At 70.5% G+C, this 13,837-nt stretch carries 12 protein-coding genes and 1 pseudogene; 5 read left to right on the forward strand and 8 right to left on the reverse strand.

Translation table 11 applies throughout. From position 1 onward, the window contains the following. The 3 genes from EFK10_RS04560 to EFK10_RS04570 form a co-directional block, all read right to left on the reverse strand. Window positions 1-1,407, reverse strand: a 1,407-nt coding sequence (locus EFK10_RS04560; RefSeq protein ID WP_127354483.1) for an IS200/IS605 family accessory protein TnpB-related protein, incomplete at its 3' end; no start/stop codon positions are given. Next, a complete protein-coding gene (locus EFK10_RS04565) occupies window positions 1,400-1,975 on the reverse strand; it encodes an IS607 family transposase (protein ID WP_127354484.1) in 576 nt (191 codons plus the stop codon). The genes EFK10_RS04565 and EFK10_RS04560, both read right to left, overlap by 8 nt. 40 nt (window positions 1,976-2,015) lie before the next feature. Beyond that, window positions 2,016-2,495, reverse strand: a complete 480-nt coding sequence (locus EFK10_RS04570; protein WP_127354485.1) for a hypothetical protein — start codon at window positions 2,493-2,495, stop codon at window positions 2,016-2,018. Between the two features lie 57 nt (window positions 2,496-2,552). Between EFK10_RS04570 and EFK10_RS04575 the strand changes: the two genes are divergently transcribed. Beyond that, window positions 2,553-3,113 (forward strand): DUF1707 and FHA domain-containing protein, encoded by a 561-nt coding sequence (locus EFK10_RS04575; RefSeq protein WP_127354486.1) that lies wholly within the window; start codon window positions 2,553-2,555, stop codon window positions 3,111-3,113. Window positions 3,114-3,188: 75 nt separating this feature from the next. Here the strand turns inward: EFK10_RS04575 and EFK10_RS04580 are convergent, their stop codons facing one another. The 5 genes and pseudogenes from EFK10_RS04580 to glgX form a co-directional block, all read right to left on the reverse strand. Next, the gene (locus EFK10_RS04580; protein ID WP_127354487.1) at window positions 3,189-3,725 is read right to left on the reverse strand and encodes a hypothetical protein; all 537 of its coding nucleotides are present in this window, start codon (window positions 3,723-3,725) and stop codon (window positions 3,189-3,191) included. Further along, a pseudogene (locus EFK10_RS49515) lies at window positions 3,718-3,892 on the reverse strand (dihydrolipoyl dehydrogenase); the annotation flags it as partial. The pseudogene EFK10_RS49515 and the gene EFK10_RS04580, both read right to left, overlap by 8 nt. 43 nt (window positions 3,893-3,935) lie before the next feature. Next, complete coding sequence (locus EFK10_RS04590; RefSeq protein WP_127354488.1) at window positions 3,936-4,427, reverse strand: VOC family protein; 492 nt, start codon at window positions 4,425-4,427, stop codon at window positions 3,936-3,938. Window positions 4,428-4,510: 83 nt separating this feature from the next. Further along, complete coding sequence (treY, locus tag EFK10_RS04595; protein WP_127354489.1) at window positions 4,511-6,850, reverse strand: malto-oligosyltrehalose synthase; 2,340 nt, start codon at window positions 6,848-6,850, stop codon at window positions 4,511-4,513. 258 nt (window positions 6,851-7,108) lie between these two features. Beyond that, a complete protein-coding gene (glgX, locus tag EFK10_RS04600; protein WP_127354490.1) occupies window positions 7,109-9,229 on the reverse strand; it encodes a glycogen debranching protein GlgX in 2,121 nt (706 codons plus the stop codon). Window positions 9,230-9,464: 235 nt separating this feature from the next. Between glgX and EFK10_RS04605 the strand changes: the two genes are divergently transcribed. From EFK10_RS04605 to EFK10_RS04620, 4 genes are all read left to right on the forward strand, one after another. After that, entirely contained in the window at window positions 9,465-10,316 is an 852-nt protein-coding gene (locus EFK10_RS04605; RefSeq protein WP_240676985.1) for a Tat pathway signal sequence domain protein, read from the forward strand. Between the two features lie 23 nt (window positions 10,317-10,339). Next, window positions 10,340-11,644: a copper amine oxidase gene (locus tag EFK10_RS04610; protein WP_127354491.1), complete on the forward strand. Its 1,305-nt coding sequence runs from the start codon at window positions 10,340-10,342 to the stop codon at window positions 11,642-11,644. 106 nt (window positions 11,645-11,750) lie between these two features. Next, window positions 11,751-12,995, forward strand: a complete 1,245-nt coding sequence (locus tag EFK10_RS04615; RefSeq protein ID WP_127354492.1) for an SAV2148 family HEPN domain-containing protein — start codon at window positions 11,751-11,753, stop codon at window positions 12,993-12,995. A gap of 63 nt (window positions 12,996-13,058) precedes the next feature. Further along, window positions 13,059-13,769: an exonuclease domain-containing protein gene (locus EFK10_RS04620; protein ID WP_127354493.1), complete on the forward strand. Its 711-nt coding sequence runs from the start codon at window positions 13,059-13,061 to the stop codon at window positions 13,767-13,769. Window positions 13,770-13,837: the final 68 nt, after the last annotated feature.

The raw sequence follows: 13,837 nt of genomic DNA on the forward strand, positions 1-13,837 counted from the left end.
TCTGATCCGGTGTCCGAGGGCGCGCCTGCCGATGGCCACCGAGGCGGCGGTGTGTCGGCTGGTCTTGTGGGTTTTGCTGGTGAGGGGGGCTTGCCAGTGCTGGGTGCCCCAGACGCTGGTGTAGGCGGGATCGACGGCGATCACGCCGATGCCGGCTTCCGCGCACATGGACAGCAGGCGTGCGCGCAGGCGGCCGGTGGGGATGCCGGAGATGAGCTGCCGGAATCGCTTGCGGCGGCCGTGTTTCTGGCGGGTGGTGGAGTCGGTGAAGTCGAGGTTTTCGATCGCGATGGCCTGCACGCCGTTCTGTTTGGCCCAGTGCAGGAGGCGGGTGAGGGCGTGGCGGAGCTGGGCGTCGCGGTGCGAAGCGCTGCCGGTGAGCTGGTAGTTGAAGCGGCGGGGTGTGCCGATGGGGTTGCCGTGTTCGTCCAGGCGCCATGCGGCGAGGTGGTCGGCGTTGGTGTCCACGGCGATCACGCCGTCCGCGCGCAGCGTGGCCAGTGGCACGACGGGGAGGTCTTTGCGGGTCCAGGAGGCGTCGAGGTACCAGCGGCCCCGGACCGTGTCCAGGTGGATGCGGTAGGCCACGGCCCGGTTCGCTTCGATCCGGTCTCGCCATTCGTCGCCCCGGTGCCAGAAGGTGACCTTCGCGGCCAGCACGTACCGGCCGTGCTTGGCGTTTGCGTGCTCGGCCAGGGGTGCGGGCAGCTTGATGCTGATCTCGCCGTCGGGGCTGACGCGGATCGTCTCGTTCCCGAACCTTTTACCGGACTCGCCGTCGGCGGTCAGGAACCACCGCGCCGCCTCCCACTGTGCCCGCCACTGCGCCTGGGTCAGGTTCGCGGCGGTGAGGTTGTGACGGGTGCCCAGCAGCCGGCGGCCCCCGCGTGTGATCGACACGCGTCCGGCCTCGCGTTCGGCCGTGACCTGTTCGTACCGCTCTTCGAGGATCGCCAGGCGCCGGGACTTGTGGAACCACTCGTGCGAGGACCGGTAGCCGCCGGGCTTGCCCCGGCTGCCTTTCTCCCCGACGGGCACGGACAGCCGGTGCCCGATCATGCGGATACCGGCATCCAGGGATTGCAGGTGCGCGTGCTGCGCACGCCGGGACAGGCCCCACTGGTCGTGCGTGCTGGATGTGATCGAACCGGCCCAGCGGGAGGACGACAACGCCGTCAGGTCGCGTTTGCGCCCGGCCCACGTGTGGGTGGAGTGCTCCAGGCCGTCACGGCACCTGCGGGCCAGATCACGTGAGGCCAGCGTGCCCAGGTGCGCGCCGACCAGGCGCAACACCTTCTCGTCCCCGGCCGTCAGTGCCTTGAGGCGGTCGCGGATGCTGACACCTGTCGGGCCGTCGGCGACGAACGGCCGGGCAATCTGCCGCAGCGGCCTGCGCTGGTCAGCCATGCTCGGCGGCCTCCAGCGCCTTGCGGGCACGGTTCTTCGCCGACGCCCGCCCGTACAGGCGGGCACAGAACCAGGTCAGCACCTCCACGATGTCCCGCACCAGGTCGTCCTCGACCTCGCCGTCGTCCAGCACGGCCAGGCGGCGCCCGGTCGCGGACAGGGCGGCCTCAACCAGCTCGACGTTCATCCGACCGAGGCGGTCCTTGTGCTCCACCACCACCGTTGTCACGGCAGGATCGGCAAGCAGCCGCTTGGCCTTGGAACGGGCGCCGTTCATGCCGGAGGCGATTTCGGACTCCACCCGCACCACCCGGTGACCTGCGGTGGCAGCCCACCGGGTCAGCCGGGCGACCTGGCGCTCCAGATCGTCCTTCTGATCGTGCGAGGACACGCGGGCATACAGACCCAGCCCGCCGATTGCCTCGGGCGCGGCGTTGGCCCCCACGTTCACGAGGATCGTGCGCGGGCCGACCCGCTGAGCCGGTACCGGCAGCGTTCCCTCGCGGAACCAGCGATACGCGGTCTGCGGATGCACGCCCTGCGTCCTCGCCCATTCCGTGAGATTCACGCTCTGACAACGACACTCACTCATACATGGTTACGCTCACTTACCCGACTCCGAGGGCCGGCAGTTGAAGACCCCTCAGCTCGTCGAAGTCCGGATGGTCGTCGCGGACGTCCTGCTCCAGCTCCTCCACGTGCCAGTTACCACCCAGGTCCCAGTACGGCAGAAGGGCGATCACCTCGACCGCCTCCGCCAGGTCCGCCCCCATCAGCACGGCCTGGTCCTCGGAGTCCGCGTACAGCACTGGACGCGGGGCGGTGCCCGGATCGCCGCACAGGAAGTAGGTGCCGCCCGCGCCGCAGCCGGCTATCGGGTGCAACGGGACGCCGGTGGGCAGCCGGAGCGGCTCCACCGGGTCGCGGCGGTCGATGTCGAAGTCGCCGGGCCGAGCGAAGCGAGATGGGGGTCCACCCGGACGGCGTCGGGGGGAGAGTGCCCCCACCGGCCGAAGGCTGCGGGAGAGCAGGTCGGCGATGGTCCGGTCGGCCTCGATGCGGGCCAGCAACGCGTCGGATGGGGTCATGCGCCGAACGTAACAGGACCCGGCGACAACGCCGTTCGGGCCTGTCACAATCACGGCGTGACGTCGTACGAGTTCGAGATAGCACCCCCGCGGCTGTCGGATGCCGAGCGCGAGCGTGTCATCGGCCTCCTCCGGGAGGGCGCGGTCGAGGGGCGGCTGTCGCACGACACCTTCGTCCGCCGGATGGGCCTGGCCCTTGCCGCCCGCGACCAGGGCGAACTGCGAGCCCTTACCGCCGATCTGCCTGCGACCGGCGGCGGACGGCTGTCCAAGCTGCTGCTGCGAGCCGTCGGCGGGGCCTCGGCCTTCAATGTGCGGCTGCGCGCCGCCTGGCGGGCGGAGAGGCTGCCGCCGCTGGTGCTGCCGGAGCCGACGCCGTATCCGCTGCGGATCGGCCGGGATGTCGCCAACGGCCTGCGACTGAGCGATGGTTCGTCCTCGCGGATGCATGCGGAGCTGCGCTTCGAGGCGCGTGGCTGGGTGCTGCACGACCTCGGCTCGATGAACGGGACGTTCGTGAACGGGAAGCGTGTGATCGGCTCGGCCGTGGTCCGGGCCGGGGACCAGGTCACTTTTGGGCGGATGAGCTTCCGGCTGGAGTCCCGGAACATGAGGTGACCTTCAGGGTCTGCGTCGTGCCGTCGCCGTTGATCCCGACGATGGGGATGGCCTTGTTGTCGGGGCTGCCGTCGTTCAGTACGGAGATCCAGCCGCTGGCCCCCGCGATGTCCTGGCCGGGAGAGCGTGGATCTCGCCGAGGACGTCGGCGCCGTTGACCTGGAGGACCTGTGAGGCGTCGTCGCCGGTGAGGACGGTGAGCGGTTTCTCGGCGCAGTGGGTCTTGGCCAGCGGGGCGAGGAACTTCGGCAGGTCCCTGCCGCGCCCGGCGAAGTAGATGACATCGGGGTTCTTGGCGCACAGGCCGGCCATCTGGTTGGTGAAGACCGTGCCGAGGCTGGTCATCGACGAGTCGAACAGCGTCGGTTCCTTGTCGACGAGCCTGCCGGGGGGAAGCTGCTCGGTGAACTTGGTGGCCAGGGTGCGGGTGTAGAGATCCTTCTCGTCGGCGTCCTGGAGGACGACTCGCCGAGGGCCAGCCGGTGGTAGTGGATGTCCAGCGTGTTCCTCGATGACGCGCGTAGCCGGTCGTGCGCGGACTCCCAGTCGGGGTGTGGCGGTTCGGGCGGACCGCCCGGCCTTTCCCGGAGCAGCAGCCGCAGCCCGAGGCATGCGCCAGGCCGGGGGAGGGCGGCGGGAGCAGGTCGCCGACGACGTGGATGCCGGGGACGGCGGTCTCCAGCCGGGACCAGTCGGCGGGGGCGACAAAGCCGCGCGGGTCGGTGGCCAGGCCCGCCGCCGCCAGGGCCCAGGCCCTCGGTGACCGGGCTGCGGCAGACCCGCCCTGGCGGCGGCCGCTCACCGACCTCTCCCGGGTCGAACTCAGCGGTGCGACGGCGGCGTTCGTCGGGCTGATGCGTCGATGAGCTTGCGGCCGTCCTCGACCCGCATGACGTGGCCGGGGTCGCGCGGGGTGTGCTCGGCGATGGTGTAGAAGCGGACCTCGTGCCCGTCCGGGTCGTGCAGCAGCGGCAGAATCCAGCCGACGCGGGTCCGGATCACCTCGCCGTGCCGCTCGCCCAGGTCGTCCAGCCGGGCGGCCAGTGCCTCGATCGCGGCCTCGTCGGGCACGCCGATGGCGAAGTAGTCGAACCCGGCGGCAGCCTCGGCCCGTGCCGGGTCCTGCCGCAGGCCGAGGTGGGGGCCGCCGGCCGGGTGGTCGAGGGCCAGGCCTTTGAGGGCGCCCTCCTCGATGAACTCGGCGACGCGGTGATAGCCCAGGACCCGGCCGTACCAGGCCTCGGAGCGGGCCAGGTCGCGTACGGGGAGCTTGATGTGATGAACCCCTGCAAGTCGGGGCATTTCGTAGGTCATACGGACACGGTAGCCCGGCCCACCGCTGGGGTGGGGGAGGGAAACGGCGGGCCGGGTGTCATCAAACGCTTCCGACCCGACCCTCAGCCCAGGACGAGCAGCCCCACGGGGTTGTGGGCCAGCAGCTCTTCGAGGCGGACCTTTCCCGAGTACGTACGGTGGGTCAGCAGGTCGGTCCAGCTGCCGTCCGGCAGGGCCAGTTGGGTGCCGCGCCAGCCGCCCGCCTCGGCGAGGCGGTGCGAGAGCCGGGTGACCACGGTGAGCGCCCGGCCGCAGCGGAGGAAGGCCACGCAGTGCGCTGCCGCCGGTCCGGCCGCGTACAGCGGCTCGTACGTGGACAGGTCGCCGAACCAGTCGGGGTGGTCGCGGCGGAGCCGGAGCGCGGTGGCGGTGAGCAGGCCCTTCTCGGACAGCTCTGCGGAGCCGGGCGCGTAGGGGGCGCGGTTGGCCGGGTCGACGAGGAGGAGCTGGCGGTCCTCGTCGCCCTGGTAGATGTCGGGGACGCCGGGCATGGTGAGGTGGACGAGCGTGGCGCCGAGGCGGTTGGCGCGCTCGGGGGCCTCGAGGGCCCGGGCGATCTCGGCGGTGGCGTAGGAGGTCGGACCCGCGATCAGCTCGCGGGCGAAGCGGGCCAGTTGTTCTTCGTATGCAGAATCCTGCTCGGTCCAACTCGTACGCAGACCCGCCTCGCGCTCCGACTTGAGCAGGGTGTCGGCCACGACATCGGCGGCCGCCGCGGAGCAGAAGACGACGGCGTACTGCCAGGCCTGGTACTCCACCTGCCGGTCGGGGACCGGGATGCCCGAGTGGCCGAAGTACTCGCGCATATGGGCCGACACACCGCGCAGCCACTCGGCCCAGGGGCCCGGCAGCTCGGAGAGGGCGGCGAGGCGGGCGCGTACGTCGGCGCTGCGCTTGGTGTCGTGGGTGGAGAGAACGGTGCCGGTGTCGGGCCAGTCGCGCTGCAGCCGGACGCAGAAGGCGTGGAAGTCGTCGGGAGCGCAGGCCGGGCGGGCCGGGTCGCGGCCCACCTCGTTGAGGGAGAGGAGCGGGTACCAGCGGTAGAAGGCGGTGTCCTCCACCGACTTGGCGCGCAGCGCGGACGACACCTGGGCGAAGCGGACCGCGAAGTCGTCCTGGTCCGGCCCCCGGCCCAGCCTCCCCAGCGCCAGGTCGGCCACCGTCCCGGCCTCCGGCACCCGGGCCCCGGCGGCGGCCGCCTCCATCATGGCCACGGCCTGCGGCGGCGCGTGCTCGCCGGGCACGACGTAAGGGCGGTAGACCGGGATCCGTACGAGCACCTCGCGGATCGCCTCGCGCAGCAGGGGCACTTCGGCGCCGGTGACCCGCTCGGCGGCCCGGGCGAGGCGGTCCACCTCGGCGGCGAGGTCGTGCGTGACGAGCCGGCACGCGGCCCGGCGGACGGTCGCGGCCCACTGGCCGCCCTCGTCGGCGGGGGCGGCGCCGAACTCCTCGTAGAAGCGGGTGATCGCGCGTGCCCCGTCCGGGTCCGTGAACAGGCCGTCGATCCGGTCGAGGGCGTCATACCCGGTGGTGCCCGCGCAGGCCCACCCGGCGGGCAGCGGCTCGTCCCCGGTGAGGATCTTCTCGACGACCGTCCAGCGGCCGCCGCTCGCCTCGCGCAGCCGGCGCAGATACCCGGCCGGGTCGGCGAGGCCGTCCGGGTGGTCGATCCGCAGACCGTCGGCGACGCCCTCGCGCAACAGCCGCAGCAGGGTGGCGTGGGTCGCCTCGAAGACCTCCTCGTCCTCGACCCGGACCCCGATCAGCTCGGAGATGGTGAAGAAGCGCCGGTAGTTGATCTCACTGCTCGCCTGCCGCCAGTGCGCCAGCCGGTACCACTGGGCGTCCAGCAGCTCCCGCAGCGGCAGCTTCTCGGTGCCGGGGCGGATGGGGAAGGCGTGCTCGTAATAGCGGAGGGTGTCCTTCCGGACCTCCAGCTCACCGAGTACGTCCTCGAGCGGGCCGCCTAGGACCGGGAGCAGCAAGCGGCCGCCCTGCGCGCCCCAGTCGATGTCGAACCAGCGGGCGTACGGCGAGTCGGGCCCGTCGCGCAGCACCTCCCAGAGCGGCCGTGCCAGGTGCTCGGGCGCAGGCACCGCCATGTGGTTGGGCACGACGTCGAGGATCAGGCCGAGGCCGTGCTCGCGCGCCGTCCGCGACAGCGCCCGCAGGCCGTCCTCACCGCCCAGTTCGTCGCGGACCCGGGTGTGGTCTACCACGTCGTACCCGTGTGTGGAGCCCGGGACCGCCTGCAGCACGGGTGAGAGGTGCAGATGGGAGACCCCCAGCTCTGCCAACCGCGGCACGACCGCCTCCGCGGCGGCGAACGGGAAGTCCGGCTGCAACTGCAGTCGGTACGTGGCGCTGGGCACGGTCGGCACGGCCGGGTTGGCGGTCATAACGGACTGCCTACCCCGTCACGCGGTGCGCTGATCACACCGGCGGTGGTTTGTCCCCCACCCCGCCCCTTCCCGAAACCAGGACTCCGCCCTGGGACCCGCCGGGGGCTCCGCCCTGGACCCGCCGGGGGCTCCGCCCTGGACCCGCCGGGGGCTCCGCCCCTGGACCCTCCTCCAGCCTTCGGCCGGGGGACCCCCACCCAGCCGCCAGGTTGGGGGAGGACCCCCAGTCCTCAAACGCCGGACGGGCTGGATTTCCTACGCCGGGCGCTGAAGCACCACGAGGCTTCGGTCGGCCAGGCGTAGGTGGTCGCCCTGGGTGACCTTTTGGCCCGTGCCTGGGGGGACGCCGTCGGGGCGTTCCGTGTCGACGACGACTTGCCATTCCTTGCCGTGGTTGACGGGGACGACGAATTCGAGGGGGCCGTCCTGGGCGTTGAACATGAGGAGGAAGGAGTCGTCGGAGATGCGCTCACCCCGGTCACCGGGCTCGGAGATCGCGCTGCCGTTGAGGAAGACGACGAGGGACTTGGCGTGGGCGTCGCGCCAGTCCTGCTGGGCCATCTCCTCGCCTTCGGGGGTGAACCAGGCGATGTCGGAGAGCTCGTCGTGGGTGCCCTCGACGGGGCGGCCGTGGAAGAAGCGGCGGCGGCGGAAGACGGGGTGGTCACGGCGGAGCCAGACCATCTGGCGGGTGAAGTCGTGGAGGCGTTCGGCCTCGGTGTTGCCTTCCTTGGGCCAGTGGACCCAGGCGAGCTCGCTGTCCTGGCAGTAGGCGTTGTTGTTGCCGTGCTGGGTGCGGCCGAACTCGTCGCCGTGGGCGAGCATGGGCACACCCTGCGACAGCATCAAGGTGGCGATGAAGTTGCGCATCTGGCGGCCGCGCAGCGCGAGCACGTCCTCGTCGGCCGTCTCGCCCTCGGCGCCGCAGTTCCAGGAGCGGTTGTGGCTCTCGCCGTCACGGTTGTTCTCGCCGTTGGCCTCGTTGTGCTTCTCGTTGTACGAGACCAGGTCGTTCAGCGTGAAGCCGTCGTGGCAGGTCACGAAGTTGATGGAGGCCAGCGGCCGCCGCCCGTCGTCCTGGTACAGGTCGGAGGAACCGGTCAGCCGGGAGCCGAACTCCGCCAGGGTCGCGTTCTCACCGCGCCACATGTCCCGCACGGTGTCGCGGTACTTGCCGTTCCACTCGGTCCACAGCGGCGGGAAGTTGCCCACCTGGTAGCCGCCCTCGCCCACGTCCCAGGGCTCGGCGATCAGCTTGACCTGGCTGACCACCGGGTCCTGCTGCACCAGGTCGAAGAAGGACGACAGTCGGTCGACCTCGTGGAACTGCCGGGCCAGCGTCGCCGCCAGGTCGAAGCGGAAGCCGTCGACGTGCATCTCGGTGACCCAGTAGCGCAGCGAGTCCATGATCATCTGGAGCACGTGGGGGCTGCGCATCAGCAGCGAGTTACCGGTGCCGGTGGTATCCGTGTAGTAGCGCGGGTCGTCGGCCAGCCGGTAGTACGACGCGTTGTCGATACCCCGGAAGGACAGGGTCGGGCCCAGGTGGCTGCCCTCGGCGGTGTGGTTGTAGACCACGTCGAGGATCACCTCGATACCGGCCCGGTGCAGGGCCCGTACCGCCGTCTTGAACTCCAGCACCTGCTCGCCGCGGTCGCCCATGGACGCGTAGGCATTGTGCGGGGCGAAGAAGCCGATGGTGTTGTAGCCCCAGTAATTGTTGAGGCCTGCGTCCACCAGGCGGTGGTCGTGCACGAACTGGTGAACCGGCATCAGCTCCAGGGTCGTGACGCCCAGCTCCACCAGGTGCGAGATGACCGCCGGGTGCGCCAGGGCCGCGTATGTGCCCCGGATCTCCTCGGGCAGGTCGGGGTGGAGCATGGTGAGGCCCTTCACATGGGCCTCGTAGAGCACGGTGCGGTGGTAGTCGATACGCGGCGAGCGGTCGTCGGCCCAGTCGAAGTACGGATTCACCACGACCGAGGCCATGGTGTGCGGCGCCGAGTCCATGTCGTTGCGGCTCTCGGGCTCGCCGAAGCGGTAGCCGTAGACCGCCTCGTCCCAGTCGATGGACCCGCTTATGGCCTTGGCGTACGGGTCCAGGAGCAGCTTCGCCGAGTTGCAGCGGTGCCCCCGGGTCGGCTCGTGGGGGCCGTGGATCCGGAATCCGTAGCGCTGCCCGGGCATGATGCCGGGCAGGTAGGCGTGGCGTACGAAGGCGTCCGCCTCGCGCAGCTCCACGGCGGTCTCCGAACCGTCGTCGTGCAGAAGACACAGCTCGATTCGGTCCGCCACTTCGGAGAAGAGGGCGAAATTGGTCCCGGCGCCGTCGTACGTGGCGCCCAGTGGGTATGCCTGACCCGGCCAGACCTGCATGATGTCGACTCTTCCACTTCCCGGTCGGGCGTCGGTAGGCCGCACCCCCGGCCGCAACCTTGCCGAAGGTGCATCTTCACGCACAAGTAGGCCCTATGGCGGGGAATCGCCAAGATCTTCCCCAGTACGAGTGCCCCAATTCCCCTGGCTGACCCAAGAATCCGAAAACTGTGAGCATCCTGTGTGCTCCTGACACCGTCGTAAGGACTGACAGTACGACACAGGGGAGACGTAAGTGACAGATCAGGGGGAATGCCGTCCGGTGGTGCAGACCAGCACCAAAGGGACGGCCGGGCGCGGCATCAGGCGCGCCCTCATAGGTGGCGGCATAGCCGTCGCCGCCACGGCGGTGATGATCGGGATCACACTGCCGCGCAGCGCCTCGGGCGACGACCACTCCGGGACCGACGGAGTCAACGCCGCCGCGTCCGGAACGCCCGGGACGCCGACCACGGCGGCCACGGAGAACGCCGCGCCACAGGGTGAGGAGAAGACCGGACGCGGGCCCCTGACCAAGGCCGAGGTCGACCGGGCCAAGTCCATCGCCCTCCAGCGCAATGCGCTGCGCAGCGCCGAATCCGTCGACGGGGGCCGGGGCCCCGAGTACGTCGACACCGACCTCGCCGACTCGGCCCAGCCGCAGGGCGACGACGCCCGCCGCGTCGAGGTGCTCTTCTACGACTACGGGCATGACCAGCTCGTCAAGAAGACCGTCAACCTCACCACCGGCGAGGTCGAGCAGACCGACACCGCGAGCGGCATGCAGCCCCCGCCCTCGGCCGACGAGACCGACCAGGCCGCCCAGCTGCTGATCGCCGACCCGCTCGGCAAGGGCCTGCGGACCGACTTCAAGGCCGCCGGCAAGGGCACCGAACTCACCAAGTCCTCGCAGCTCACGCTGCGCGGGATCGCCTACAACACCGCGGAGCAGTCCGGACCCGCCGATCTCGCCAAGTGCGGCAAGCACCGGTGCGTACGGCTGTTCACGCAGGTGAAGGGCGGGCCGTGGATCGACACGACCAATCTGGTCGTCGACCTCAGCGACCGCACCGTAGGCCAGATCGCTCCGGCGCAGCACAGCCACTAGAGCAGAGCGGAGACCTCAGCACCATGCGCACCTCTACTGTGCGCCGGGCCCTCGGTACGGCCACGGCGCTCCTCCTCATACCCGCGTTCCTCGCCGGAGCGGCAGGCTCGACGGCCTCGGCCGCCCCCGCGGCGACGACCGCGACGACCGCGGCCGCCGCCGACTGCGGCAGCACCGCCTCCGCCGTCAAGAAGACCCTGCCCAACGGCACCACCTGGACCATGTGCTGGCGCATGAGCGGCACCAAGGGCCTGGTCCTGGAGAAGATCGCCTACCAGCCCAAGAACGAGCCCCAGCCGATCAAGGTGCTGGCCTCGGCCGCGCTCGCACAGGTCAACGTCCCGTACGACTCCGGACAGACCGAGTACAACGACCTGTCCGACATCGGCTTCGGCAACACCGCCGTCAACATCGGCGCGAGCGAATGCCCCGGCGGCACCATAAGCTTCGCCTACATCGCGCAGCAGCAACGCAACGTCAAGGCGCTGTGCACCAGCGTCCTGCCGCACGGATACGCCTACCGCAGCGACATCTACGACAACGCGGGGAACCCGAAGAGGTACACCAAGCAGGGCGACGACCTGGTGCTCTTCTCCGTCTCCCAGCTCGGCTGGTACGAGTACATCACCCAGTGGAACTTCTCCGACGACGGCGCCATCACCGCCAAGGTCGGCGCCACCGGTGACCTCTCGCCCGACGACTACAGCGGCGTCGGCACCGGCTGGCCGATCGGCAAGGGCAACCGGGACTACTCCACCGCCCACTACCACTCGGTCTTCTGGCGGCTGAACTTCGACCTGGACGGCTCGAACCAGGCCAAGGTCCAGCAGTTCGACACCAAGAAGGCCGGCCGGGGCACCGGTTCGGAGATCCTCAAGACCAGCAGCACCGACGTCACCAAGGAGCTGGCCGGCAGCTCGGCGCTGCGCCGCTGGTGGCGGGTGGTCAGTACGGCGGGAAAGAACGCCGACCGGCACCCGAGGTCATGGGAGCTGGTCCAGCAGCACTCCGACCACTACGACGCCCATGCCTACACCTCCAAGGACGTGTACTTCACCCAGTACCGCGCCTGCGAGCAGTTCGCGAGCGGCAACAGCGACCCGGCCTGCGCCAGCAGGGGAACATCGGTGAACAAGTGGGTGAACGGCGAGAGTCTCAAGCACCCCGTGATGTGGGTCAACGTCGGCTTCCACCACATCCCGCGTGACGAGGACCAGACCCCCATGCCGGTCCACTGGCAGGGCTTCCAACTGGTGCCCCGCGATGTCACCGCCATGAGCCCGCTGACTCCTGACGACCTGTCCGGTCACAACGGCCAGGGACACTGAGTGGCGTAAGCATGTAGTGAAGTAGCGCCGTTACGGCTGCACCGCCTCCCGCCCCGCAGTACCCTTCCTTGATCGTGGACGGGGGCGGAAGGCGGGTGCAGTCGTGATGTCGGGAGGTCTGGTACTCCCTGGTGGCGGTGAACAGGGGGACCACGGCGGCGGCATCAACGACGGGACCACCGCATCGGTGTCCCTGGCACTGCCGTTGGAGATCGGAGCGGAACTGGACTGGGGCGCCGACGCCTGGGCCGAGGTGCGCACACGCGCCCGGCGCGCCGCGCGGGCATACGTCTGGCTCAATCTCGTCGAGCAACGGCTCCGTGCCGTCGTCAACGCGATCCTGCGCCCCATCTACGAACCCGTCCACGGCGAGGAGTGGGTGGTCGCCGCGGCCGGCCCGGCCGGCCACGAGTGGGTCCAGCGCGCCGCCGCCGTACGCGAGGTCAGCCGCCGCAAGGGCTTCCTCCTCGACCCCGCCGACGACAACATCCTCAGCTTCCTCACGCTCCCGCAGCTGCGCGAACTCGTCGTCCAGCACTGGCCCTGCTTCGAGCCCTACCTCGACGAGCGCCGCGAGCTCGAAATGGCGCTGGACGAGCTGGAGGTGGCCCGGCATGTCGTCTCCCGCAACCGGGCGCTGTCCCGGACCGTCCTCGACCAGGCCGAGCGGGCCGCCGCCCGACTGCTCGACATCCTCGGCTCCGGGCCGGGCTACCCGTCCTCCGAGCGGCTGCCGGTGGACGCCGTCGAGGAGCTGGTCGCCGACCGCTACGCCGATGTCGTCGGCGTCTACCCCGACCGCGTACGCCTGCAACGGCAGCTCCCGGCCGAGAACCTCTTCGGCGCCGCGCGACGCCTCGACGCGGTCGGCATAGGTCTCAATCTACTGGTGCAGAACTTCTCCGGCCGGCGGCTCGTCCGGCTCGCCGAATCCGGCTGCCGGGTACGGCTGCTCTTCCTCAACCCCGCCAGCAGTGCGGTGCGCCGACGGGAGCGCGAACTGGGGGTCGGGCGAGGTGAGTTGAGCCGCTCCGTCGAGATGAACATCATGCACATGCGGCGGGTCCGGGCCCGGCTGCGCGACACCGCCGCGTTCGAGATCCGGGTCTTCGACGAGACCCCGCGCTTCACCGCCTACCTGGTCGACGGGGACGGCCCGGACGGCCTGGCGGTCGTTCAGTCGTACCTGCGCAAGGCGCGCGGCATGGAGGCGCCGGTGCTGATCCTGCGTGGCGGCCGGCGCGAGATCGTACAGAGCAAGGACCAGGACCCCGGCGGACAGACCGGCCTCTTCGAGGTCTACCGCGAGGAGTTCGAGGGGGTCTGGGCCGACTCACGGCCGGTGTCCTGACTGTCAGTGCCACACGAGATGATGGCAGAGCACACGGGGGAACCGCGGGAAGGACGCTCGCCAATGGGATGGCACCGGGAACTGCTGGTCGGCTTCGACCTCGAGACGACAGGTACGGATCCACTGAAGGCGCGCATCGTCACCGCCGCCGTCACGGAGGTCAGGGACGGGGAGCCGATACGGCACCGGGAATGGCTCGTCGACCCCGGCGTCCCCATCCCCGAGGAGGCCACCGCCGTTCACGGCATCACCACCGCCCGCGCCGCCGCGGAGGGCCGCCCGGCGGTCGAGGCCGTCGCCGAGATCGCCGACGCACTCGCCGCTTACTGGGCCGCCGGCGTGCCCGTCGTCGTCTACAACGCCCCCTTCGATCTCAGCCTCGTCGCCGCCGAGTTGCGCCGCCACAGCCTGCTCTCGCTCGACGCCCGCCTCGACGGCGACGTCGGCCCCGTCGTCGACCCCCTCGTCATCGACCGCACCCTCGACCGCTACCGCCGCGGCAAGCGCACACTCGAGGCCGCCTGCCAGTTCTACGGCGTCACCCTGGACGACGCCCACGAAGCCGCCGCCGACGCCCTCGCCGCCGTCCGCGTCGCCATCGCCCTCGCCGAGCGCTTTCCCGAAGCCGGTGACGGCGAGCTCTGGGAACTCCACCGCTCCCAAATCGGCTGGTACGCCGACTGGGCCGCCGGCTTCCAAAAATTCCTGGCCCGCCAAGGCGGCGCCCCGGCCCAGGAAATAGACACCGCCTGGCCCCTGCGGGCCCCCGCCTGACGGCCTGCTTTTCGACGCCGCGCCCGCACCGCTCGGCCCCCAGAGGGACTCTCGGGCTTCGCCCGGCT

Origin of the sequence: Streptomyces soli (assembly GCF_003999195.1) — a bacterium.
GTDB classification, from domain to species: Bacteria; Actinomycetota; Actinomycetes; order Streptomycetales; family Streptomycetaceae; genus Actinacidiphila; species Actinacidiphila soli.

Excerpts from the sequence above, each read along its gene's own strand:
- EFK10_RS04570 (WP_127354485.1), bottom strand. The coding sequence starts at position 2,495 with ATGACCCCATCCGACGCGTTGCTGGCCCGCATCGAGGCCGACCGGACC.
- EFK10_RS04580 (WP_127354487.1), bottom strand. The coding sequence starts at position 3,725 with ATGCCTCGGGCTGCGGCTGCTGCTCCGGGAAAGGCCGGGCGGTCCGCC.
- EFK10_RS04590 (WP_127354488.1), bottom strand. The coding sequence starts at position 4,427 with ATGACCTACGAAATGCCCCGACTTGCAGGGGTTCATCACATCAAGCTC.
- treY (WP_127354489.1), bottom strand. The coding sequence starts at position 6,850 with ATGACCGCCAACCCGGCCGTGCCGACCGTGCCCAGCGCCACGTACCGA.
- glgX (WP_127354490.1), bottom strand. The coding sequence starts at position 9,229 with ATGCAGGTCTGGCCGGGTCAGGCATACCCACTGGGCGCCACGTACGAC.
- EFK10_RS04610 (WP_127354491.1), top strand. The coding sequence starts at position 10,340 with ATGCGCACCTCTACTGTGCGCCGGGCCCTCGGTACGGCCACGGCGCTC.
- EFK10_RS04615 (WP_127354492.1), top strand. The coding sequence starts at position 11,751 with ATGTCGGGAGGTCTGGTACTCCCTGGTGGCGGTGAACAGGGGGACCAC.
- EFK10_RS04620 (WP_127354493.1), top strand. The coding sequence starts at position 13,059 with ATGGGATGGCACCGGGAACTGCTGGTCGGCTTCGACCTCGAGACGACA.